The 23421-nt window shown below is 60.3% G+C and carries 22 protein-coding genes; 15 read left to right on the top strand and 7 right to left on the bottom strand.

The window, feature by feature from the left end; translation table 11 throughout:
- The first annotated feature begins 9 nt into the window (after positions 1-9).
- The 5 genes from DKK66_RS04910 (at position 10) to DKK66_RS04890 (ending at position 5144) form a co-directional block, all read left to right on the top strand.
- A complete protein-coding gene (locus DKK66_RS04910; RefSeq protein WP_131355987.1) occupies positions 10-348 on the top strand; it encodes a hypothetical protein in 339 nt (112 codons plus the stop codon).
- Between the two features lie 353 nt (positions 349-701).
- Positions 702-914, top strand: coding sequence for a DUF3820 family protein (locus tag DKK66_RS04905; protein WP_131355984.1), 213 nt, complete (start codon positions 702-704; stop codon positions 912-914).
- Positions 915-917: 3 nt separating this feature from the next.
- A complete protein-coding gene (gene ylqF / locus DKK66_RS04900) occupies positions 918-1859 on the top strand; it encodes a ribosome biogenesis GTPase YlqF (protein ID WP_131355981.1) in 942 nt (313 codons plus the stop codon).
- A 344-nt stretch (positions 1860-2203) separates the two neighbouring features.
- Positions 2204-3529, top strand: coding sequence for a citrate-proton symporter (locus tag DKK66_RS04895; RefSeq protein WP_131355978.1), 1326 nt, complete (start codon positions 2204-2206; stop codon positions 3527-3529).
- A gap of 145 nt (positions 3530-3674) precedes the next feature.
- Positions 3675-5144, top strand: a complete 1470-nt coding sequence (locus DKK66_RS04890; RefSeq protein WP_131355975.1) for an amidase — start codon at positions 3675-3677, stop codon at positions 5142-5144.
- A 67-nt stretch (positions 5145-5211) separates the two neighbouring features.
- Here the strand turns inward: DKK66_RS04890 and DKK66_RS04885 are convergent, their stop codons facing one another.
- Genes DKK66_RS04885 through DKK66_RS04870 form a run of 4 tightly spaced genes read right to left on the bottom strand, consistent with a single transcriptional unit; the run spans position 5212 to position 7476 of the window.
- Positions 5212-5784, bottom strand: coding sequence for a YceI family protein (locus DKK66_RS04885; RefSeq protein WP_045846784.1), 573 nt, complete (start codon positions 5782-5784; stop codon positions 5212-5214).
- Positions 5785-5805: 21 nt separating this feature from the next.
- The gene (locus tag DKK66_RS04880) at positions 5806-6357 is read right to left on the bottom strand and encodes a YceI family protein (RefSeq protein WP_242673571.1); all 552 of its coding nucleotides are present in this window, start codon (positions 6355-6357) and stop codon (positions 5806-5808) included.
- A 26-nt stretch (positions 6358-6383) separates the two neighbouring features.
- The gene (locus tag DKK66_RS04875; RefSeq protein ID WP_045846786.1) at positions 6384-6929 is read right to left on the bottom strand and encodes a cytochrome b; all 546 of its coding nucleotides are present in this window, start codon (positions 6927-6929) and stop codon (positions 6384-6386) included.
- Positions 6916-7476 carry a MarR family winged helix-turn-helix transcriptional regulator gene (locus DKK66_RS04870; RefSeq protein WP_242673570.1) on the bottom strand — a complete coding sequence of 187 codons (561 nt, stop codon included), beginning with the start codon at positions 7474-7476 and terminating at the stop codon, positions 6916-6918. Before DKK66_RS04870 ends, DKK66_RS04875 begins: the two co-directional genes overlap by 14 nt.
- 139 nt (positions 7477-7615) lie before the next feature.
- Here DKK66_RS04870 and moaA point away from each other — a divergent pair, with 139 nt between their 5' ends.
- The 6 genes from moaA (at position 7616) to DKK66_RS04840 (ending at position 15372) form a co-directional block, all read left to right on the top strand.
- Positions 7616-8596: a GTP 3',8-cyclase MoaA gene (gene moaA, locus DKK66_RS04865; RefSeq protein ID WP_131355969.1), complete on the top strand. Its 981-nt coding sequence runs from the start codon at positions 7616-7618 to the stop codon at positions 8594-8596.
- A 96-nt stretch (positions 8597-8692) separates the two neighbouring features.
- On the top strand, positions 8693-9880 hold the full coding sequence (locus DKK66_RS04860) for a cell division protein ZipA C-terminal FtsZ-binding domain-containing protein (protein WP_045846789.1): 1188 nt from the start codon (positions 8693-8695) through the stop codon (positions 9878-9880).
- Positions 9881-9935: 55 nt separating this feature from the next.
- Complete coding sequence (ligA, locus tag DKK66_RS04855) at positions 9936-12362, top strand: NAD-dependent DNA ligase LigA (protein ID WP_131355966.1); 2427 nt, start codon at positions 9936-9938, stop codon at positions 12360-12362.
- A gap of 10 nt (positions 12363-12372) precedes the next feature.
- Positions 12373-13812, top strand: coding sequence for a tetratricopeptide repeat protein (locus DKK66_RS04850; protein WP_131355963.1), 1440 nt, complete (start codon positions 12373-12375; stop codon positions 13810-13812).
- Between the two features lie 82 nt (positions 13813-13894).
- A complete protein-coding gene (gene galU, locus DKK66_RS04845; RefSeq protein ID WP_045846792.1) occupies positions 13895-14764 on the top strand; it encodes a UTP--glucose-1-phosphate uridylyltransferase GalU in 870 nt (289 codons plus the stop codon).
- Between the two features lie 65 nt (positions 14765-14829).
- Positions 14830-15372 carry a hypoxanthine-guanine phosphoribosyltransferase gene (locus tag DKK66_RS04840; RefSeq protein WP_045846793.1) on the top strand — a complete coding sequence of 181 codons (543 nt, stop codon included), beginning with the start codon at positions 14830-14832 and terminating at the stop codon, positions 15370-15372.
- 77 nt (positions 15373-15449) lie between these two features.
- On the opposite strand, the gene DKK66_RS04835 is transcribed toward DKK66_RS04840, so the two are convergent.
- The 3 genes from DKK66_RS04835 to smc all read right to left on the bottom strand — a co-directional run bounded on the left by DKK66_RS04835 (position 15450) and on the right by smc (position 21148).
- Positions 15450-16145, bottom strand: a complete 696-nt coding sequence (locus DKK66_RS04835) for an energy transducer TonB (RefSeq protein ID WP_131355960.1) — start codon at positions 16143-16145, stop codon at positions 15450-15452.
- Between the two features lie 16 nt (positions 16146-16161).
- A complete protein-coding gene (locus tag DKK66_RS04830) occupies positions 16162-17541 on the bottom strand; it encodes an MFS transporter (protein ID WP_062786541.1) in 1380 nt (459 codons plus the stop codon).
- Positions 17542-17665: 124 nt separating this feature from the next.
- Positions 17666-21148 carry a chromosome segregation protein SMC gene (gene smc / locus DKK66_RS04825; protein WP_131355957.1) on the bottom strand — a complete coding sequence of 1161 codons (3483 nt, stop codon included), beginning with the start codon at positions 21146-21148 and terminating at the stop codon, positions 17666-17668.
- A gap of 142 nt (positions 21149-21290) precedes the next feature.
- Between smc and DKK66_RS04820 the strand changes: the two genes are divergently transcribed.
- From DKK66_RS04820 to DKK66_RS04805, 4 genes are read left to right on the top strand one after another with little or no spacing between them, the layout of a single operon-like run.
- Complete coding sequence (locus DKK66_RS04820) at positions 21291-21851, top strand: YqgE/AlgH family protein (RefSeq protein ID WP_045846824.1); 561 nt, start codon at positions 21291-21293, stop codon at positions 21849-21851.
- The gene (gene ruvX / locus DKK66_RS04815) at positions 21835-22272 is read left to right on the top strand and encodes a Holliday junction resolvase RuvX (protein ID WP_045846796.1); all 438 of its coding nucleotides are present in this window, start codon (positions 21835-21837) and stop codon (positions 22270-22272) included. The genes DKK66_RS04820 and ruvX overlap by 17 nt, the downstream gene beginning before the upstream one ends.
- Before the next feature lie 11 nt (positions 22273-22283).
- Positions 22284-22796, top strand: coding sequence for a DUF3592 domain-containing protein (locus DKK66_RS04810; RefSeq protein ID WP_062786529.1), 513 nt, complete (start codon positions 22284-22286; stop codon positions 22794-22796).
- Positions 22789-23253 carry a DUF3592 domain-containing protein gene (locus DKK66_RS04805; protein ID WP_062786526.1) on the top strand — a complete coding sequence of 155 codons (465 nt, stop codon included), beginning with the start codon at positions 22789-22791 and terminating at the stop codon, positions 23251-23253. Before DKK66_RS04810 ends, DKK66_RS04805 begins: the two co-directional genes overlap by 8 nt.
- Positions 23254-23421 lie beyond the last annotated feature (168 nt).

Here is a 23421-nt window from a genome sequence, read left to right as displayed (position 1 = left end):
AAGACAAGCATGGATTTATTCACCCGCGAAGATGAGCGCCGGCTGAACAACCTCACCCTGCTGGTGTATATCTTGCAAGGCATCAGCCTGTTTACCGGCCTGCCCATGGTGGTGGCGGTGATCATCAATTATCTCAAGCGCGATGATTGTCGCGGAACGCTGTACGAAAGCCATTTTGACTGGCAGATCCGTACCTTCTGGTTCTGCCTGCTGGGCAGCGTATTGGGCTATGCACTGCTGTGGCTATTCGTCGGCCTGGCCATTTGGGGCCTGACCTGGCTGTGGGGGTTGTACCGGGTATTGCGCGGCATTCTGGCCTTGAATGACGGCAAGGCACTGCCGCACTGAGCAAAAAAAGAAGGGCAACCAAGGCTGGCTGCCCGAAGAGGCCTTGAGCGCGAAAGCAGGCTACCGCCTGCTGCCATGTGCAAGCAGGCATGGGCACGCTGCCTGCGCCAAAGAACCTACGTCGCTATCACTGAACTGACTTCGCATTGCGGTCGCAATCGGAACCGACCAGACCCTGGTAACGAATGGCCACCATGCTATCCCGTCCACACCGGTTTTCGACAGGAAAATGACAACGGCACTTGTCGCAGGTCAAATCCGGCAACTCGACAATAAAAGTCCGACAAAACAAGGCTGTGGCGTAAAATGGCAGCCTTTGGCACAATGCGCCTCCTTCAGTCCGGTCTGAAAGCATGCAACAAGAAGATCTGCAGCGTCTGGTTACCACCCCAATGCCCTTTGGCAAACACCAGGGTGTACTGATTTGTGATTTGCCCGGCAATTACCTCAACTGGTTTGCCCGCGAGGGTTTTCCCAAGAGTGAGATCGGACGTCTGCTGCAATTGATGCAGGAGATAGACCACAATGGACTGAGTTATTTACTGGACCCGTTAAGAAAGCGTTAAAGCATGGCAATTCAATGGTTTCCCGGCCACATGAACAAGGCGCGCAAAGATGTGATGGAGCGCCTGAAAGAAATCGATGTGGTCATCGAAATGCTGGATGCGCGCTTGCCGGCGTCCAGCGCCAATCCGATGCTGGCGCGCATGGCCAAAGGCAAGCCGCGCCTGATGATCCTCAACAAGCAAGACCTGGCCGACCCCGCCATCACCAGCCAGTGGCTGGAATGGTATCGCGCCAAAAAGCAGACCCAGGCCATTGGCCTGGATGCCGGCGAACGCGCGCCGTCACAAAAGCTGGTGGCTGCCTGTCGCGAACTGGCACCCAACCGTGGCGGGCTGGACAAGCCGCTGCGTGTACTGATTTGCGGTATTCCCAATGTCGGCAAGTCCACGCTGATCAACAGCATGAGCAGCCGCAAGATAGCCAAGACCGGCAACATGCCTGGCGTCACCAAGAACGAGCAGCGCATTATCCTGGCCGATGACGTCGAGCTGTACGACACCCCCGGCATGCTGTGGCCCAAGATCGAAGTGGAAGAGGGTGGCTACAATCTGGCCGCCAGCGGTGCCGTTGGCCGCAATGCCATGGACGAGGAAGAAGTGTCGCTGGAGCTGCTCAAATACCTGCTGCAACACTATGTCCCCGAACTGACCGCCCGCTACAAGCTGGATGATGTGGATGGCCTGCAGGACTGGCAGGTGCTGGAAATGATTGGCCGCAAGCGTGGTGCCATGCTGGGCGGCGGTCGCGTCAATATCCAGAAAGCAGCTGAAATCGTGCTCACCGATTTTCGCGATGGCAATACCGGCCGCATCACACTGGAACGTCCGCAAGAATGGGTGGTGTGGGAAAAACGCGCCAAGGAACTGGCGGCCCAGAAGGCCGCTGCCCGTGAAGCCATGCTCAGCGAAAAGGAAAAGCGCAAGCACGCATCGCGCAACAGCTAATTTCTGCTACAGGCTCAAACCCCTTCGGTTTGAGCCTGCTCATCCTGATACTTCCTGTTCTTGCTACCGGCTACTGCCGGTGAGCGCCGTCCCTGAAATGGTGCTCGCCAATCAGGCGAGTTCACATCTGTTTGTTTTCAATATCAATCCCTTGCTGACCATTCCTGCTTGATTTGCAGTCAGTCCGCTTGCGCATGGCTGCACTGGACTTGGCAGATAGGCCAGTAGCATACGATTTGATCCCTCTCTACCTTGCAGGACTGTTTCGTCCGCTTGTTCCTGTTCGATGCTTGTGCGCTGTCGGCCCGGAGCAATAGTCCAATCAGCTGGCTGGAGGTGGCAAGGTGAACAGTACGCATAAACCGGTTTCCCGCAAACGACAGATTCTTGCCGCCGTTATCGGTAATACGCTGGAGTGGTATGACTTCATTGTCTACGGCTTCATGACCAGCATCATTTCCAAACTGTTTTTCCCGGCAGATGGTAATGAATTCATTTCCTTGCTGATGGCAACCGCCACCTTCGGGGTCGGCTTCTTCATGCGGCCAGTCGGTGGGGTGCTGCTGGGCATTTATGCCGACCGCAAGGGCCGCAAGGCCGCCATGCAGCTGATCATGGCCATCATGGCGCTGGTTTCGCTGCTGATCGCCTGCGCGCCACCCTATGCAGCAATCGGTATTGCCGCACCCTTTCTCATCGTGCTGGCCCGCTTGCTGCAGGGCTTTGCCACCGGAGGGGAATATGCCAGCGCAACGGCATTTCTGGTTGAAGCGGCTCCACCGCATCAGCGTGGCTTGTATGGTTCCTGGCAACTGGTCGGGCAGATGCTGGCCATTCTGGGAGGGGCAGGAATGGGGGCCTTGATCACCCACAATCTGGATCAGGGCCAATTGGAGAACTGGGGCTGGCGGCTGCCCTTTGTCGTTGGGCTGCTGATTGCTCCGGTGGGCTTGTGGATACGCCGCTACATGGATGAAACCGAGGCATTTGTCGATGCCTCACAAGCAGATGCAAAAACCGAGGCACCCTCCATGCCGGCTGCCTTGCAGCAGAATCGTCGTCAGATCCTGCTCACCATCGGACTCACCATCCCCGGAACCGCTGCCTTCTATGTATTGCTGGTGAACATGCCGGCTTATGTGCATCGCCAGTTCGGCTTGCCGCTGGATCAGGTCTTTTCCATTCAGATGCTGGTTGTCGCCTGGATGACATTGCTGATTCCGCTGTCAGGCGCCCTGTCGGATCGCATCGGGCGCCGTCCATTGCTGCTGTGGCCCTATGTCGGTTTGTTGCTGGCCGTTTATCCCGGTTTTGCCTGGTTGGCTGCCGCGCCCGGCATAGAGCGCTTGTTGCTGGTTCAGCTGCTGTTTTGCACCTTGCTGGGCTTGAGCTTTGGCCCGGCGCCCACGGCAGTTTCGGAGTTATTTCCGGTCAAGGTGCGTTCTACCGGGGTTTCAATCGGCTACAACCTGGCCGTGATGCTCTTTGGCGGATTTGCGCCATTCATCGTTACCTGGCTGTCCGGTGCCACCGGTTCACCCATTGCCCCTGTTTACTATCTGTTGTTTTCCACTGCCTTGGGTGTGGTGGCCTGCTACTACCTGCCAAAAGCAGAGGCCGGGACGCAGCCACGGTCAGACGCTATTCCTGTCGGCCAGCATCCTTCCTGACACTGCGTGTGCGAGGCCCATCCGGCATATCTGGCTGTAGCGCGATCATGGCGTTGCGCTGTTTGCTATTCGCAGTTGATGTGTAGCTCTCGGTCGTTGCTTTCTGCGGTTTAACTGCATTTGCATCTATCTTTCAGGAGTTTTCATGCTGGCCAGTACATCCTCTCTCAATCCGATCGTAGCGCTGGATGCATTGGAATTGTCAGATGCCATCCATCAGCGGCACTATTCCTGCGTCGAGGTCATGCAGGCTTATCTGTCCCATATCGCCTTGCTCAATCCCCGGGTCAACGCGCTGGTGTCCTTGCAGGCTGAAGAGGCCTTGCTGCAACAGGCTGCACACTGTGATGCCGAACTGCATGCCGGCAAGTCGCGTGGCTGGATGCACGGCATGCCACAAGCCATCAAGGACCTGTCAGCCACGCAGGGCATCCCCACCACCATGGGTTCGCGCTTGTATCAGAATCATGTTCCTGTAGCGGACAGCATCATGGTGGCGCGCATGCGTAGCGCTGGTGCCATTGTCATCGGCAAGAGCAATACGCCGGAATTCGGTGCCGGTTCGCATACTTATAATGCGGTGTTTGGCGCCACTGGTAATGCCTACGATCCCGGTCGCTGCGCCGGAGGCAGTAGTGGTGGCGCTGCGGTAGCCCTGGCCTTGCGTATGCTGCCGGTGGCCGATGGCAGTGACATGATGGGTTCCCTGCGAAATCCTGCGGCATTCAACAATGTATTCGGCTTTCGCCCCAGTTGGGGTGCTGTGCCACTAGGCCCGTCCCCGGAGTTGTTCTTGCAGCAGCTGGCTACCGAAGGTCCGATGGGACGCAATGTTCCGGACATTCTTGCCTTGTTACGCACCCAGATGGGGCCTGATCCGCGCGCACCGCTGTCCTCCGCCCGGACCTTGCCCGAGCAATCGCTGGAGCATGATTTCCATGCTTGTCGCCTGGGCTGGCTGGGAGACTGGAATGGTTATTTGCCGATGGAACACGGTGTGTTGTCGCAATGCGAGTCTGTGCTGCCCGATTTCGCTGCGCTGGGTTGTTCCGTGGAGGCCTGCACCATCGATTTTGACCCATCCAGCTTGTGGGAAAGCTGGGAGGTGCACCGCCACTGGCTGATGGCTGGCAGCCTGTATGCCGATTATCAGGACCCGGCACGCCGTTGCCAGCTCAAGCCTGAATTGCTGTGGGAGATAGAAGGCGGGTTGCAGTTGACTGCGCTGGATGTCTACCGTGCATCCCGTATCCGTAGCGACTGGTATCGTGCCGTGCTGCGTATGTTCGAGAACTACGACTTCCTGCTCTTGCCCAGTGCCCAGGTTTATCCCTTCGCACTGGAACAGCATTGGCCACGCATGATTGCCGGGCGGGCGATGAGTAGCTATCACCGGTGGATGGAGGTGGTGATTGGTCCTACCATGGCTGGTTTGCCGGTGATGAATGTACCGGTCGGCTTTGGTAGTCATGGTTTGCCCATGGGCTTGCAGATCATCGGGCGGCCACATGCTGACATGGCGGTGTTGCAGCTGGCACATGCCTACGACCAGCAGCGACAGTGGGTGTTGCGTTGTCTTCCACCACTATTGCAGCAGTCGGAAGACGCGGTCTGAGCGTACATTTTCTGGGCAAGAAAAAACCCGCCGTAGCGGGTTTTTTCCTATTGAGACCTGTTGCTGCTTACTGAGCCTTGACAGCTTCGATGGCCACTTTCAGGGTCACGTCGTCAGCAATGGCCGGCAGGAAGGTTTTCATGCCGAAATCGCTACGCTTGATGGTGGTTTCTGCGTTGGCACCATAGGTTTCCTGGCCGCTCATCGGGTTCTTGCCGCCGCCGAAGTTGGTAACGGTCAGGGTAACCGGCTTGGTTACGCCCAGAATGGTCAGGTTGCCATTTACGGCAGTCAGCTTGTCACCGGCAAACTTCAGGTCGGTAGACTTGAAGGTGATGGTGGGGAACTGGGCCACGTTGAAGAAATCCTTGCTCTTCAGGTGGTTGTCACGGGCGGCCAGGTAGGTTTGCAGGGAGTTGGTATCGATGGTGATATCAACAGCACCCTTCTTGGCTTCGGTATCCAGCACTACGGTGCCGGCGGCCTTGGTGAACACACCGGACTGTACCGAGAAACCCAGGTGGCGCACATCGTACTGGGCCACGGTGTGGGTCGGATCAACGCTATAGCTTACCGGAGCTGCAACGGCAGCACCTGCAATGGCAGAGAACACGGCAGCGAACAGGGCTTTCTTCATCATGACTTCAACTCTCCTGAGTGTTTATTTGCTGGCCGGAATGGCCACTTTGAACTTGATTTGCACTTCATCAGCCACTGTGCCGGTATCGGCCCAATCGCCCTCACCAATCTTGTAAGCCAGGCGCGAAACCGGCAGTACACCTTCCACCACGGTCAGGCCACCTTCCTGGCGTGCGGTGAAGGGCGCAGTCACATCACGGGTATTGCCCTTGATGGTCAGCTTGCCCGCCACCTGCAATTTGCCACCACCCAGCGGCTTGATGCTGCTGCTGACAAAGCGCGCAGTGGGGAATTTGGCCACATTGAACCAGTCGGCTTTTTTGGCCTCGCCCACGGCTTCTGCAGTGGGCAGGTTGATGCTGGCCGTGTCGATGGTGATGTCCGCCTTGCCTGCTTCAGGTTTTTTCAGGTCCAGCACTACATTGCCGCTGAACTTCTTGAAGCTGCCGTTCACCGGAACATTCAGCTGTTTCATGGTGAAGTTGATCTGGCTCTTGCCGGCATCCAGTGCGGCGGCCTGGGTCAGCGGGGCGGCAACAATCAGGGCTGCTGCCATCAGTTTCAGTTGTTGCATGCGCATTCTTGCTCCAGTTAACGGGTTTATTGACGGGGGCCGCGCAGGCTCATGCGGTAGAGCATGCCGTCCTTGTCCACCACATGATGTTTCACTGCTGCCAGTACATGGCCGACCACACAGGCTGCCATGAGCCAGTTAAGGGTTTCATGCACGGTTTTCAGCGTGGCGGCCAGTTGTTCGTTCTGAGCTACCAGATCCGGCAATGGCACCAGTTTGAACAGCACCACCGGGAAACCATAGGCGGAGCTCATCAGCCAGCCGGTCAGCGGTACGGCAAACATCAGCAGGTAGAGGGCCAGGTGACCACCGTGTGCCAGCAAACGTTCCATGCTGTTCATATGGGCCGGCAGTGCCGGTGGCCGCTTGAACAAACGAACCAGTAGCCGCACTGCAACCAGGGCCAGAACCGAGATACCAGCCCATTTGTGCCAGGCGATATATTTGAACTTGGCCGGAGAGAGCGGCATGTCGGACACCACCAGCCCCCAGATGAAAGTGGCAATGATCAGGCCGGCAATCAGCCAGTGCAGCAAAATGGCTGGCGGCGCGTAGCGTTCATTCGGTTTCATTTTTCTTTTGCTCCAGTACTTGGTTGAAGGCTGCACGCAAGCGGGCCAGCTGCTGGCAAAGCTCAGTCATGTCGGCAGGCTCCAGCAACTCGAATGCAGGCTTCATGAATGCAAGATGAGCCGGAAAAACCTGCTGGAACAAAGCCTCGCCTTGCGCTGTCAGAGCCACCATCACGCTGCGGCGGTCCTGCTCCAGGGTGCAGCGGGTGACGATGCCCTTGTCGATCAAGCGGTCGATGACACCCGTCAGCGTGCCCTTGGTAATCAGCGTCTTTTCCGACAGCTCCTTGCAGCTCATCCCGGGTGTATTCCCCAAGGTCGCCACAACGTCAAATTGTGGCGGGGTGAGATCCATCTGCCGGATGTGGAAGGCCGATAATTGTTCGAATGCCTGGTAAGTCCGGGCCAATTCACGAATGACAGACAGGGACAGCTCCTTGTTGGCATGAGGCATGATGCAACCTTTGTTTTGATCAGTATAGTTCTTGTTAGTACAAAATAACAAGCCATTCGAGAATAATTCTCGTCGTAGCAACAAAAACGCCACAGCTGTATCCCGGCGCAGATTGACTGTACTAAACGAAAATAATTCCTGATGGCTGTCGGCATGGAAAAGAAATCGCTATTCTGAATACTATCCGTTTGTGTGCAATCGGTTTAACACCTTACAACCCGGCAGCAACATCATGAACACTCTGCAGGATCGTTTTGGCCGCAGTATCGATTATCTCCGCCTGTCAGTGACCGACCGTTGCGACTTGCGCTGCAGTTATTGCATTCCCAAAGGATTCAAGGACTTCGAAGAACCGGAGTACTGGCTGACCTTTGAGGAAATCACCCGCGTGGTGGCCGCGTTTGTCCGTCTGGGTACGCGTCGGGTCCGCCTGACCGGTGGCGAGCCCCTGTTGCGGCGCAACCTGCCGCAGCTGGCGGCCAGCCTGGCTGCGCTGCCCGGGCTGCAGGACCTGTCGCTCAGTACCAATGCCACCCAGCTTGCGCGTCATGCCGAGTCCTTGCATGCGGCAGGAGTCAACCGGGTGAATGTCAGTCTGGATTCCTTGCGCCGTGAATGCGTCAACAGCATCACCGGTCACGACAGTCTGCCGCAGGTCATGGCTGGCCTGCAGGCTGCCAAGGCGGCGGGCCTCTCTCCGATCAAGATCAATATGGTCGCCATGAAAGGTGTCAATGAGGCCGATATTGAAACCATGGTGGGTTTCTGTATCGAGCACGGCTTTATCCTGCGGTTGATAGAAGCCATGCCGATGGGCGATACCGGTCGCAACACTAGTTACCTGGATTTGCAGCCCGTACTGGAGCAACTGCGCCAGCGCTTTGACCTGCTACCGCAAAGCCTGGAGCTGGGCGGCGGTCCTGCCCGCTATTGGCGCAGTACCGATGGCGCCTTCACTCTGGGGGTAATTACACCGATATCCCAGCACTTCTGTGCAACTTGCAATCGGGTTCGCCTGTCAGTAGATGGCACACTCTATATGTGCCTTGGCCAGGAAGAACGCTTCGCACTGCGCCCGCTGTTACGGGCAGGGATCAGCGATGCCGGACTGGAAATGGCTATCCGGGAGGCGATCGAACTGAAACCCGAGCGCCACGAATTCCGCGAAAAGCCGGGCAAACTCATCCGTATCATGTCGATGACCGGCGGTTAAGCGCACAAACGCTGCAAGTTTGCGCCAGACATAGCCTGCACGGGCCCGCTTTCGTTATACTATTGGCAAATTATTCGCCTTAACGCGGACGGCCTAATGAGCGAATTGCAGATTGGTGTATTGATATTGGGCGTGGCAGTGATTGCCCTGGTGTTCGGATTCAATGTTTTTCAAGAGTGGCGCTTTCGCAAGAAGGCCAGCCAGGCTTTTGCGCGCCCTCATGACGACGTACTGCTGAATGTCCCTAAAAACAATGTGCGCGACGGTGTGCGTGCCGACCGCATGGAACCGGTGCTGGCTGATAGCGTGCATGTTCCGGCGGCATACGACGACGAGCCATTCGAGCCGGAAATTCCGGAAGATACCAGCCTGATCATGCCCGCAGCGGTCGAACGCCCGGTGCCGCAGCCCGAACCCATGCCCTTGCCCGCGCGTGATGACGAAGAGAACAGTGGTTTCGAATCGGCCGATCACCAGGCGCTGGTCGCAGCCTTGCTTGACCCCTCGCTGGACTTCATCGCCGAGGTGGTATTCCACGAGCCGCACGAACTGGCTGCCATGCCGCGTTTCAATGTCGGCAAGCGCACCCACATCATCGGCCGCACCGAAAAGGGCTTGTGGAAACCGGCCGAAGCAGTGCCGGGTACCCGCTACAAGCAGATCAACATCGGCATGCAGATGGTGGACCGCAGCGGTGCTGTCACCGAACCGGAACTGGCCGGCTTTTGCCAGCAGGTTTCCCGCTTTGCCGAAGAACACGATGCAGCCGTCAGCTTCCCGCAACGCCAGCAGAAGCTGGTGGCCGCGCGCGAGCTGGACCGCTTCTGCGCCGATGTGGACGTGCTGATCGGCATCAACGTGGTGCCACGCGTGGCGGTGGAAGGCACCCGCCTGCGCAGCTTCGTCGAGGCTGGCGGCCTGCAACTGGAGCCGGATGGCGCATTCCACTATCTGGCCGACTCCGGCAATACCCTGTATTCGCTGATGGCGGCAGACCAGATGCCCTTCACCTTCCATACCCTGCTGGACAAATCCTTCCCGGCGCTCACCCTGCTGTTTGACGTACCGCGCGTAGCCGGTGGGGTGGATGTATTCGACCGCGCCGTGCTGTTTGCCAAGCAACTGGCGGCCGAGTTTGATGCCCAGCTGGTGGATGACAACCGCCGGGTGCTGTCCGATGTGGGGCTGGCCCGCATCCGTGACCAACTCGTTCATATTTACAGCAGCATGGATGACCGGGGCATTGCGCCGGGCAGCGTGGCTGCCCTCAGGTTGTTTGCCTGATACCCATTGCACGCAGGCCGGCTCATGCCGGCCTTTTTCTGTTTGAGACCACGAGATGAGTACCAACGATCTTGTTGCCCGTGCCAGCGACTTGCGTCAACTGCTGACGCGCTATGGCCACGAATACTATGTGCTGGATGCTCCCAGCGTCCCGGATGCCGAATACGACCGGCTGTTCCGTGAACTGCAAGCGCTGGAAGACGCCCATCCGGAACTGAAAACCCCGGACTCTCCCACCTTGCGGGTGGGTGGTGCGCCCTTGCCAGCGTTCAGCCAGGTCACCCACCGCGTGCCCATGCTGTCGCTGGGTAATGCCTTTTCTGACATGCAGGCCGCTGACTTTGACCTGCGCCATGCCGAGCTGATCCAGTTTGATGAGCGTATCCGCCGCGAGCTGGGCGAACCGGTAATCCGCTATGCCACCGAGCCCAAGTTTGACGGTCTGGCCATCAGCCTGCTGTACCGTGACGGCGTGCTGGAACAGGCAGCAACCCGCGGCGACGGCATTACCGGCGAAAACGTGACGGAAAACATCCGCACCATTCAGTCCATTCCGCTGAAACTGGCCATCAGCCAGCCACCGGCCTTGCTGGAGGTGCGTGGTGAAGTGCTGATGTTCAAACGGGACTTCGAACGCCTGAATGCCGAGCAAGTGGCCCGTGGCGACAAGACCTTTGCCAACCCGCGCAATGCGGCAGCGGGCAGTCTGCGCCAGCTGGATTCCCGCATCACCGCCCAGCGCCGGCTGTCTTTTTTCGCCTATGCCATCGCCCAGGTGGAAGGTGCCAGCTGGCCCGCCACACATGCCGCAGAAATGGACTGGCTGCAGCAACTGGGTTTCCCGGTGGTGGCAGCAGACTTGCGACCGGTGGTGGAAGGTGCGGCAGGCCTGGCCAGCTATTACGAAACGGTCATGCAGCGCCGTCCGACTTTGCCGTTCGAAATTGACGGCGTGGTGTACAAGGTGGATAGCCGCGCCCTGCAAGAGGAGCTGGGCTTTGTGTCGCGCGCGCCGCGCTGGGCCATTGCCCACAAATTCCCGGCCGAAGAGGCCATTACTCTGGTGGAAGCCATCGAAGAGCAAGTGGGGCGCACCGGTGCCATCACCCCGGTAGCACGCCTGCAACCGGTGTTTGTCGGTGGGGTGACCGTCACCAACGCCACCTTGCACAACGAAGACGAAGTGCGGCGCAAGGATGTACGCGTTGGTGACAGCGTCATCGTACGCCGGGCCGGTGATGTGATTCCCGAAGTGGTGGCGGTGGTGCTGGAGCGCCGCCCGATGCGCCCGCAAGCCGGTGGCGACCTGTTCAGCCAGGGTGAAGAACCGCAGTACCCGGCCTATCGTCTGCCCAGCCATTGCCCGGTATGCGGTAGCCATGTGGTACGCGAGGAAGGCGAGGCGGTGGCTCGCTGCTCGGGCGGGCTATCCTGCCGGGCGCAGCGCAGCCAGGCCATCCAGCATTTTGCCGGTCGCCGCATGATGGATATCGATGGCCTGGGCGAGCGTTACATCGACAAGCTGGTGGAGTATGGCTATGTGCACAGCGTGGCGGACCTGTACCGCCTGACGCTGGATGATCTGCTGGAAATGAAACGCCGGGCCGATGAAGACGAAGGCGTGACGCCAGAAACGGTGAAAGCCGGCAAGGTGGCCAGCAAGTGGGCAGAAAACCTGCTGGAGGCCATTGCCGCCAGTCGTACCCCGCCGCTGGCGCGTTTGCTGTTTGCGCTGGGCATCCGCCATGTCGGGGAATCCACCGCCAAGACGCTGGCCGACTGGTTGGGCTCCGTGGCGTTGATCCGCCGCGCGCCCGCCGCCCTGTTTGCCGCGCTGCCCGATATTGGTGGTGTGGTGGCGCAATCGCTGGCCGACTTTTTTGCCGAAGCCAATAACGAAGCGGCACTGGATGCCCTGTTGCAGTATGTCAGCCCGGCCGACGAGCACGCCCCGTCTGCCAAACTCGCAGAGCGGCTCGAACCGGCTGTCCTGCTGGCAAGGCTGGATATTCCACGGCTGACCGAGGTGCGCAGCCAGCAACTGGCGGCACAAGTCAGTGGGCTGGAGCAACTGGCGCGCATGGAAAGACGTCAGCTCTTGCTGTTGCAATTGCCGGCCGAAGTCATCAACGCGCTGGCCGACTGGCTGGATGTCCCGGCCCAGCGCAGCGGCCTGCAAGCACTATCTGCCTTGCGCGACGAGATTCTGGCGCAATTGCCATCCGAGACGGCAGCTGCCCATCCGCTGTTTGACGGCAAAACCTTTGTCCTGACCGGCACCCTGCCCACACTTTCACGCGATGCGGCCAAGGCGCTGATTGAGGCCGCCGGTGGCAAGGTGGCGGGCAGCGTATCGAAAAAGACCCATTTCGTGGTGGCGGGGGCCGAAGCCGGCAGCAAACTGGCCAAGGCCGAAGAGCTGGGCATTGCCATTCTGGATGAAGCCGGCCTGCAAGCCATGTTGCAGCAAACCGCGGACTGAAAGGGACATCATGCGCGAAACGGCATTCGAGCGCGGCAACCGTCTGGCGGCAGCCGATCAGCAAGAGCAGGCCATTGCCGCCTTCAGTAGCTGCCTGCAGCACAATCCGCAGGACTGGCAGGCCTTGTTCAACCGCGGCACGGCCCATATGCGGCTGAAACAATACCCGCAGGCGCTGGAGGATTATCTGGCTGCCGCTGGCCTGAATCCGTCCTCCAGCAATATCAAGTGCAATCTGGCGGTGCTGCTGAAGGAACTGGGTGAGCTGACCCTGGCGGAAAACCTGCTGCTGGAAGTGTTGCAGGCCGAGCCGCAGCATGCCGAGGCCTGGAGCAATCTGGGCGTGGTGCTGCAATACGCGCTGCGTTACGACGATGCCGTGGTTTGCCACCAGAATGCCTTGCAACTGGCCGGCCCCAGTGGCGGACGGCTGAACAATCTGGGCAATGCCCTGACCTGCGCCTTGCGGCTGGATGAAGCGGTGAGTGCCTATCGTCAGGGTCTGGAACTGCAGCCGGACGATGCTTACCTCGGTTTCAACCTGTCGGTGGCCTTGCTGCTGCAAGGCGAGTACCGCGCAGCCTGGCCGCTGTACGAACAGCGCTGGCGCACCATCATGCAGCCGCGTTACCGCGAACATGCCTGGCAAGGCCAGCCGCTGGGCGAGCAGCACTTGCTGGTGTGGGCCGAACAAGGGCTGGGCGATACCCTGCAAATGGCACGCTTCCTGCCCGTGTTGCGCCAGCAGCACCCGGCAGCCCGCATTACGCTGGCCTGCCAGACGGCCTGCCTGCGCCTGTTCGGGCAGCTGGAGGGCATTGACCTGGTGCCGCTGGAAGATACCCCGCCAGTCTACGACTGGCAGATTCCGCTGATGTCCTTGCCACTGCGGCTGGATATCACCCTGGACACCTTGTCCGACCAACCCTATCTGCGGGCAGACCCTGCGCTGTGTGCCGCGCAGGAGCAGCATTTGCCAGCCAGACAGGCTGGCCGCCTGCGGGTGGGCATAGTCTGGGAAACCGGCAGCTGGGGCGTGGGCATTGCCGATCATGGCCGTCAGAACAAATCGGTGCCGCTTGCGCAGTTCCTGCCCTTGCTGGACATGCCGCAGGTGGATTTTGTCTCGCTGCAGCTGGGCGCGCTGCCGGATGAATTGCAAGGACGTGTCCATGCAGCGCAGATCGGCGATTTCGCCGATACCGCCGCCATTATCGAACAGCTGGATCTGGTGATCAGCGTCGACACCTCGGTGGTGCACCTGGCCGGTGCATTGGGCAAGCCGGTGTGGGTGTTGATGCGGGCGGAAAGCGCACCGTTTTTCATGGCCAGTGCAGAAGTGTCACCCTGGTATGCCAGCATGCGTATCTGTCGTCAGCAGATACCGGGCGACTGGCCGCCACTGATTGACAGCGTGGCAAAAACGCTGCGTCAGTGGCACCCCTGTTGAGTTGTTGTTTGGAGCGGCGTGCAAGTCAGGTATAGAATGCGCGCCAGTCAGAAATATTTTCAATTGAAGACTTTTTACGACGATGAAAAAAATCAGCAAGGCTGTATTCCCGGTTGCCGGTCTTGGCACCCGTTTTTTGCCGGCAACCAAGGCCAGTCCGAAAGAAATGCTGCCAGTGGTGGACAAACCACTGATCCAGTATGCGGTGGAAGAGGCCATTGCCGCCGGTATTACCGAACTGATTTTCATCACCGGTCGTAACAAGCGCTCCATCGAGGATCATTTCGACAAGGCCTACGAGCTGGAAACCGAGCTGGAAAACAAGAACAAGCAGAAGCTGCTGGACACGGTGCGCGGCATCATTCCGCCGTCGGTCAGCTGCATCTACATCCGTCAGTCCGAGGCACTGGGCCTGGGGCATGCGGTACTGTGCGCCCGCCCGGTGGTGGGGGACGAGCCGTTTGCCGTGATTCTGGCGGACGACCTGATTGATGGCGAAGTCGGTGCCATGGAGCAAATGGTCAGCCTGTTCGATACCACCCACAGCTCGGTGCTGGGCGTGGAAACCGTGGCGCGCGAAGAAACCGGCTCTTACGGCATTGTGGAAGTCAGCAGCCAGCCGCATGGCCGGCAGCGTGTGGTCAGCATTGTGGAAAAGCCGCATCCGGATGTGGCACCGTCCAATCTGGCCGTAGTGGGGCGTTACATCCTCACCCCGCGCATTTTCGACAAATTGCTGAATACCACGCCGGGTGCCGGTGGTGAAATCCAGCTGACCGACGGTATTGCCGCCTTGCTGAAAGAAGAAGCAGTACTGGCGCTGCCGTTCAAGGGAACCCGCTTCGATTGCGGTTCCAAGCTCGGTTATCTGAAAGCCACGGTCAGCTACGGCCTGAAGCACCATGAAGTAGCAAAAGATTTCTCGGCTTATCTGCAAGAACTGCAGGGCTGATCCATTATTAACCATCACGCCGCTCCAGCGACGGAGCGGCGTTTGCATTTTCTCTAGGAGCCAACATGCCTAACATTGCCGAAGCCCGCGGCCTGATCAACAGTTCGGACATTCTGTTCACTGCCGAACAAGTGAGCGCAGCCGTCGATCGCATGGCAGAAGAAATCACTGCCAAGCTGGGTGAAACCTACCCGCTGGTGCTGTCCGTGATGGGCGGTGCCGTGGTGTTTACCGGTCAGCTGCTGCCGCGTCTGAACTTCCCGCTGGATTTCGACTATGTGCACGTATCCCGCTATGGCGACAAGACCCATGGCGGCGAACTGGTTTGGAAACAGGCTCCGAAAGAAGATGTACAGGACCGCGTGGTACTGGTACTGGACGACATCCTGGATGAAGGCCACACCATGGCAGCCATCCGCGACAAGGTGATGGGCATGGGCGCCAAGGAGTTCTACAGCGGCGTGTTTGCCAACAAGCTGATCCCCAAGGACAAGCCGATTGCTGCTGACTTTGTCGGCCTGGATGTGCCGGACCGTTATGTATTCGGTTATGGCATGGACGTACGTGGTGCCTGGCGTAACCTGCCGGCCATCCATGCGTTGAAGTAATAAGCCATACGCCAGATCGGCCAGAAAGCCGCCCGCAGTCTGACTGCCGGCGGCTTTTTTCATGCCAGGCGGCCTGGTCAGGGTGCTTGCAGCGAGAAGGTAATGGGGACTTGCAGGCTGGACTCGATCGCCACCCCATCCTGCCGTGCCGGAATGAAGCGCCAGTCGGCCACGGCTTGCCGGGCGGCTTCGTCCAGACGACGGCTGTGGCTGTGGCCGATCACTTCCACTTGCAGTGCACGCCCCTCGGTACTGACCCTGACCTGCAGGATCACCCGGCCTTGCTCGCCCAGTTCGCGCGAGCGTTCCGGATAAGGTGGTTCGGGGTTATGCAGATAGGCCGAGCGGTACAGCGCAGGCTGATGCACGCTTGCCCCGCTGCTTGCGGGTTTGGTGTTGCTGCCCTCGCCAGTATTGGTCATGGTGCTGCCCGGTGCCGCGCTGACTGTTGCCGCCGGGGTGGCAGTGGCCGCCGGATGCGGGCTGCTGTCGGCCATAGGCTGCACCTGCGTGATGGCTGGTGCCGTCATCGTGGCATGAGCACTGTGGTTTGTGCTGTGCAGCGGCGGCGGGCTGGCTGCTGCACGTGTTCTTGCCTTGGTGGCTGTCGGGGCGGGAGCGGCTTGTAATTGCAATGGCAAGGCGGCGGGCAGCGGCGGTGGTGCGTGCAGCAGGGCAGGGGCCAGCCCGAACAACAATGTGCCATGCAGCAGGCCGGACAACAGCAAGGCGGTGGACAGCCTGGAGCGGGGCAGAAAGATGACAGGCTTCACGGTTGGTCTTTGGGGCTCAGCAACGCATGCTGGCGCGTGGGCGGGCGTATTGCCACCATGCTACCGCCATCGAAACCAGATAAAAAGCCAGAAACAGCAAAAATGCCGGAACAAAGCTGGCAAACCAGTCCAGCGCATTGCCAAACGCCTTGGGAATGAAAAAGCCGCCCAGCGTGGCTGATACCGAGCTGATGCTCATGGCGGCAACGCCACGGCGGCCACCGCGCGCATAGGCATCGGCCACGCTTTCGCCGCTATCCCTGGCCTGCCGTCCGGCCTCGATCAGGAATACCTTGGGCGACAGCTGATAGGACGAGCCATTGCCCACGCCGGCGGCAAAGAAAATCAGCTGCATGGACACCAGAAACAGGCTGAAGCTGCCGCCATCGCTGTCGCCCGGCAGACTGAACAGAATGCCCAGCGTGGCCAGTGCCATCACTAGATTGCACATCAGCGTGGTGATGCCGCCGCCGATGCGGTCGCCGCACCAGCCGCCAATCGGGCGGGCCAGCGCGCAGATCATCGGCCCCAGAAACAGATAGGGCGTGGCATTCACCTGCGGGAACAGGGCATGGGCCAATAGCGGGAAGGCGGCGGAAAAGCCGATGAAGGTGCCATAGCTGCTGAGGTAAAGCAGGCAGATATACCAGGTATGGCGTTCTTTCATCATCAGCCACTGGTCGTGCAGGGTCAGCCGCAGCTTGGGCAGGTCGTGTGCATATAACAGACAAAACATGCTCATCAGCAGAATCGGCAGAATCCAGATATAGCCTGCATTTTGCAGCCACACCGGGTGTACCTGTGCGCCACGCCCCCAGATTTGCGCATCGCCGGCCAGACTGCCGAACAGCGGCACGCTGATCACCAGCGGCACCACGATCTGCACCACCGACACGCCAAGATTGCCCATGCCCGCATTCAGTCCCATGGCAAAACCCTTGGACGATTTGGGGAAGAAAAAGCTGGTGTTGGACAAGTGGGACGAGGACGCCGCACCGCCAATGCCGCAGCAGGCCGCCACCAGCAATAGCAGCGGAAAGGGCGCACTGATGTCCTGTACCAGCCAGCCGACGCCAAGCGCCGGAATCAGCAGGAACAGGGTGGAAATACCCAGCCAGGTGCCGCCGCCCACCCAGCTCCAGATGCAGGCATAAAACAGGCGCATGATGGCACCTACCAGGGGCGGAATGGAGACCAGCAGGAACTGCTGCTGACCGGTCATGGCAAAGCCCACTGCCGGCAGATTGCTGACGACAATGCTCCACATCATCCAGACGTTGAAGTTCAGATGCAGGGCCAGAGTGGAAAGCAGCAGATTGCGGTTGGCAATCCTGCGGCCACGGGTCAGCCAGAAAATGATGTTTTCCGGCTCCCAGCGCTTGATGCTGACGGTCATGCCAGAGGTCTCGCAGAAGTCAAAAGGCGCGTCGTTGCAACGCAAGTCGCGCAGTATGAGCGTGACAGTCAGAGGATAAATTGCGATGCATCAACCGGGCTACGCTGAAACTTGCGTAGATGCGTCATGCAATTTCGCGCATCTTCAGGGCTTCCACGATATCCACTGCCACGATGCGGCTGACCCCCTGTTCCTGCATGGTCACCCCCACCAGCTGCTCGGCCATTTCCATGGTGAGGCGGTTGTGTGAAATATAGAGGAACTGGGTGCGTTCCGACATTTGCTTGACCAGATCGCAAAAACGGCTGGTGTTGGCGTCATCCAGCGGAGCATCCACTTCGTCCAGCAGGCAGAACGGTGCCGGATTGAGCGAGAACAGCGAGAACACCAGGCTCATGGCGGTCAGCGCCTTTTCGCCGCCGGACAGCAGGTGGATGGTGCTGTTTTTCTTGCCTGGCGGCTGGGCGATGATTTGCACCCCGGCATCCAGCAAGTCCTCGCCGGTGAGCACCAGCTCGGCGCGGCCACCGCCAAACAGGGTGGGGAAGAACTCGCGCATCTTGGCGTTGACCGCCTCGTAAGTGCCCTGCAGCATCTGGCGGGTTTCGCCGTCGATCTTCTGGATGGCTTCTTCCAGCGTGGCCATGGCCTGGTTCAGGTCCTCGGCCTGGTTGGCTAGGTATTCGCCACGCTTGCGTGCTTCTTCCAGCTCTTCCAGTGCCGCCAGATTGACTGCGCCCAGTCCTTCCAGTGCACGGGCCAGGCGGGCGATTTCCGCAGCCAGCGCATTGGGCTTGATGGCGTCGGTCAGGTCGGCCAGCAAGGCGGCTTCATCCGCCTGGGCTTCCTTCAGTTCTTCGGCAAAGCGTTCCATCGCCAGCCGCGCTTCCTGATGCTTGAGCAGCCAGTCGGAGCGCGCCTCGCGCAGTGCCGGCAGGGCGGCATTGGTATCGTGCTGGCGCTGGGTGAGCTGGCGCAGCTGCTCGGTCAGGCCGTTCAGCCGGTCGCGGGTGGCTGCGAGGGCGGCCTCGTGCCGGGTACGCAGTTCGATGGCCTGTTGCATGGCCTCTTCCGGCACGGTTTCTTCTACCACTTCGGCTTCTTCGGCCAGTGTTTCCAGCCGCTCGGCCAGTTGCTGGTCGCGCTCGTCCAGTTCGCGGGCGCGGCGGGCCAGTTCGGCGGTCTTTTGTTCGGCGGTGTGCAGTTCCAGGCGGATTTCATGCAGCTGGCGTTCGGCATCGCGGGTTTTGTTGCGCGCCAGTTGCAGGCCGGTTTCGGCATTCAGCCGGTCCAGCCGTACTTCCTCCAGCTGCACCGCCAGCTCCTCCAGCGTCATGGTGGCTTCTTCGCCCTGCAGCTCGCTCTCTTCGATGTCCAGCTGGGCTTGCTGGCGTTCTTCCTGCAAGCGTTGTTGCTCGGCATGGATGAAGGACAGGCGGGCGGCACCTTGCCGCGCGGCCTGATCCAGCTTGACGTGCTCCAGCGTCACCGCGTTGAGTTCGGCTTCCAGCCGGGTGAGTGCACCTTTTTGTGCGCGTACTGCCTCGGCCAGCATGCCGTTCATGCTTTGCAGCGACTCGCGGCGCTTCTGCAGGCGGTCGATATCCGGTTGCAGTTGCTGCTGGCGGGCCTGGGCGGCTTCCAGCTGCTGCTTGCGCTCCATCAGTCCGCTGCCACTGGCTGCACTGTAAAAGCACACGCTGCTGGCGCTGATCCGATGGCCCTGCGGGGTGAGCAGGCATTCGCCGGCGCGCAGCTGGCCACGACGGCTGATGGCCTGTGCCAGGTCATCGGCCAGGTAGACGCCTGCCAGCCAGTCTTGCAGTGCGGCGTCAAAGGGTGCGCTGGCGGTCAGTTGATCCAGCAGCCGCGGCCAGTCCTGAGCCGGGCTGTGCAAGGGAGCGGCCTGACCATCCACCAGGGTCAGTGCGGCGGGTGGAATGTGCTGGCTGGAGGCGGCACGGGCATTGAGCCGTTCGCCCAGCACTGCTTCCAGCGCGGTTTGCCACTGTGGCGCAACCTGTACTGCCTGCCACAGCTGCGGGACATCGGCCAGGCCTTGCTCGTGCAGCCAGTCGCCCAGTTTTTCTCCGGCAGCTTCGCGTGCCAGCACGGCCGCCAGCGCGGCGACTTCGGCTTCGGCGCGCGCCAGTTCTGCACGTTGCTGCGCCAGTTGTTCATCCAGCTTTTCGCGCTCGGCAGCCAGATCGGCCAGCTTGGCTTCATCGGCCACCACGCGGGCGCGCACAGCGTCCAGTGCGGCGCGGGCGCGCTCGACTTCGGCCTGGGCGGCGGCTTGCTGGTCTTGGTCGGGCAGGTTCAGTTCGGTCAGCTCGCGTTGCAGGGCTTGCTGGCGGCTGGCCAGCTGTTCCAGCGTGCGGCGCTGGTGTTCGCCCTTTTGCCGGGCCAGATCGCGTTCGCGGGTGAGATTGGCTTGCTGTGCCAGCATTTGTGCTTGCAACTGGTCCTTGGCGCGGAATTCGGCTTCGGCACTGGGCAGCAGGTCGGCACCGTCTTCCAGTGCCATCTGGGCTTCTTCCAGCCGCATTTGTGCTTCTTCGCGCCGTGGCAACCAGTCGTCCAGCTCCATGGCGGCCTGCTGGCGACTCTCCGCCAGTTGCTGGCGCTCATTGCGGGCGCTGGCCAGTTCGCGCTCTACCCGTACCTGGTTTTGCTGGCGATGGCGTTGTTGTTCTTCCAGCCGGGCCAGCGCGGCATTGGCTTCAAACAGTTGCTGCTGGGCTTCGTGCACCGCGTCACTGGCGGCGTAGTGGCTTTCGCGCACGGTTTCCAGCTCGGTGTCCAGATGGGTGAGTGCCGCTTCCATGGCGGCTTCTTCGGTTTCGATGCGTGACAGTTCGGCGCGGGCATGGGCTTCGTTGCGGCCGGCTTCTTCGCGCCGGGCCAGTGCCAGCAGGTTCTGCTTGTGGGTCAGGGTGCCGCGCAGGTCGTGGTACTGGGCGGCTACTTCGGCCTGTTCGCTCAGGCGCTCTACCTGGCGTTCCAGTTCCTGGCGCAGGTCTTCGATGCGTTCCAGATTGGCGCGGGTATCGGCAATGCGGTGTTCGGTTTCGCGGCGGCGTTCCTTGTATTTGGACACCCCGGCGGCTTCTTCCAGATAGGCACGCAGTTCTTCCGGCCGCGCTTCGATGATGCGCGAGATCATGCCTTGTTCGATCACCGCATAGCCACGCGCACCCACGCCGGTGCCGAGGAACAGGTCGGTAATGTCGCGGCGGCGCACCTGCTGGTTGTTGATGTAATAGCTGGATTCGCCTTGGCGGGTAAGTACCCGCTTGATGGCGACTTCGGCATATTGCCCCCACGGGCCGGTAAGCTGGCCGTCGGCATTGTCGAACACCAGTTCCACCGAGGCGCGGCTGACCGGTTTGCGAGTGGAGGAGCCGTTGAAAATCACGTCCTGCATCGACTCGCCGCGCAGCTGCTTGGCGCTGGATTCGCCCAGCACCCAGCGCACCGCGTCAATCACATTGGATTTGCCACAGCCATTGGGGCCGATCACGGCTACCAGCTGGCCGGGGACCGGAATGCTGGTGGGATCGACAAATGACTTGAAGCCGGACAGTTTGACGTGGGTGAGGCGCAAGGCGTTCTCGCAAGAATTAAGAAGCAACCGCGGCATTTTATCAGGGTGGCGGCTTTTGTTTGCTTTTGCTGCAAGACAAGGGTGCGGCTGCTGTTGTGGCGTGGCAGAACTTTTGTCAGAAGTGTTGTGCCATAATGCCCTCATGGAACCGTTATCGCTCACCGATCACTTTCTGATTGCCATGCCCAATATGGCCGACCCGCTGTTTGCCCGCTCGCTGGTGTACCTGTGCGAGCATGGCGACCACGGGGCGATGGGCCTGATTGTCAACAAGCCCTCGGGCATTGCCATGGCACAGTTGTTCGACCAGATCGACCTGCCGCTGGAGATCGACCCCTTGCGCGGCGAGTCGGTGTTCTTCGGCGGTCCGGTGCAGCCGGATCGCGGCTTCGTGCTGCATGCGCCGGCGGGGCATTGGCAGTCCAGCCTGGTGGTGAAGGACGACCTGGCGCTCACTACCTCCAAGGATGTGCTGATTGCCGTGTCCGAAGGGCGTGGCCCGCAGCGCATGTTGCTGACCCTGGGTTATGCCGGCTGGTCGGCCGGGCAGCTGGAGCAGGAAATCAGCGACAACAGCTGGCTCACCGTCAAGGCCGATCCGGACATTCTGTTTGACCTTCCCGCCGAGTCGCGTTACGACGCCGCCATGGCCTTGCTGGGCTTTGACCCGTCCCTGCTGTCCGGAGATGTCGGTCATGCCTGAGGGAACGGTACTGGCTTTTGATTTTGGCGAACGTCGTATCGGTGTGGCCATGGGCGAAACCATGCTGGGCATTGCCCATCCGCTGCTCACCATTGATACCGAGATCACCGACGCCCGCTTTGCCGCCATCGGCAAGCTGATCGACGAATGGCATCCCGCCCAGCTGGTGGTGGGCCTGCCCATGCATCAGGACGATACCGAACACCAGATGACCCAGCTAGCCCGGCGCTTTGCCAACCGGCTCAAAGGGCGCTTTGGCCTGCCGGTGTGGCTGGTGGACGAGCGGCTGACCTCGGTGATTGCCGAATCCATGCTGGCCGAGGCCGGCGTGCGTGGCCGCAAGCAGAAACCGGCACTGGACCAGGTTGCCGCCCAGGCCATTCTCACCACCTGGTTTGAAAGTCACGGTACGGCCGTCTGAACCTGTCCATCATGCATCTTTCCCCGCGTTGGCAAACTTCCATCCTGATGCTGGCATTCCTGCTCAGCCTGATGGGTCTCATCAACCTGCTGCTGGACCCGGCCCAGGCCGTACGGCACTGGCAGGCTGCTCCCGGTCATGTGGAATCCAGCCGCATCATGGTCAGCAGCCCGGAAGGGCATCCGGACCAGACCCGCTGGGAGCCTTACGTGCAGTACCTCTACACCGTGAATGGCGAGGTCTATCACGGCGACCAGCTGTATGCGCTTGCCACTGCCTTGCCCGGCGATCACAGCAGTGCGGAAGACCTGACACGGCGCTTTCCCACCGGCAAGGCCGTGGTGGTGTATTACAACCCGCAAGAACCGGCGCGCTCGGTGCTGATCCGCGAGGGCGACAGCAGCATCGGCAGTGGCCGTTTCATTCTGGCGGCGCTCAGCACCCTGTTCGGCTGGGCCTTGTGTGACCGCTTGCTGCAACGCTGGCGCCATGTGCGGCGGCTGAGGGCTGGTGTCCATGGTTGAGAAACTGCTGCAAGGCCTGATGCTGCTGGCCGGGCTGGCCGCCTTCGCTTATTTGTGGTGGCTGGGTGCCAAGGGCGATGCGTCGGCCAGTTGGCCCAGTGCGGTAGGCAGCGTGCTGGAAAGCCGTCAGGAACAGCGTCAGGTCAATGCCGGCGGCGATCGCGACAATACCTGGGAATATTTCCCGCAGCTGCGGTATCAGTATCAGGTGCAGGGTAAAACCTACCAGTCCGGCAACCGCCGCTTTCCCAATCCCGGCTACAGCCGCAGCCAGCAGGAAGTGGCGGCCATTCTGGCGCGCTATCCGGCAGGCGCGCAGGTGCGGGTGTATTACAACCCGGCCAATCCGGCCGAGGCTTGCCTTGAAACCGGCCAGCACTGGACGGCATGGGTTGGCAAGGCCATTGCCTTGCTGATTGTCGCGGTGGCGGCCTGGCTGCTGTTGCGCGCTGATTAAGCGGCTGCAGCCGCTTGATGCCATCTGCCGGGCTGATGGTTTTCCTCCGGACAAATCATTCCCGGTTTGCCCTGTCCGGGGATAAAGCAATTTATCCCCCCGTCCGATTCAGCCATAATGCGGTAAAAACCAAGCGGCATGGCGTTTGCATTGACGCCATGTCATTAC

This window comes from Aquitalea sp. USM4, assembly GCF_004328945.1.
Lineage (GTDB): Bacteria > Pseudomonadota > Gammaproteobacteria > Burkholderiales > Chromobacteriaceae > Aquitalea > Aquitalea pelogenes.
This window is presented reverse-complemented; position numbering and strand designations above follow the sequence as displayed.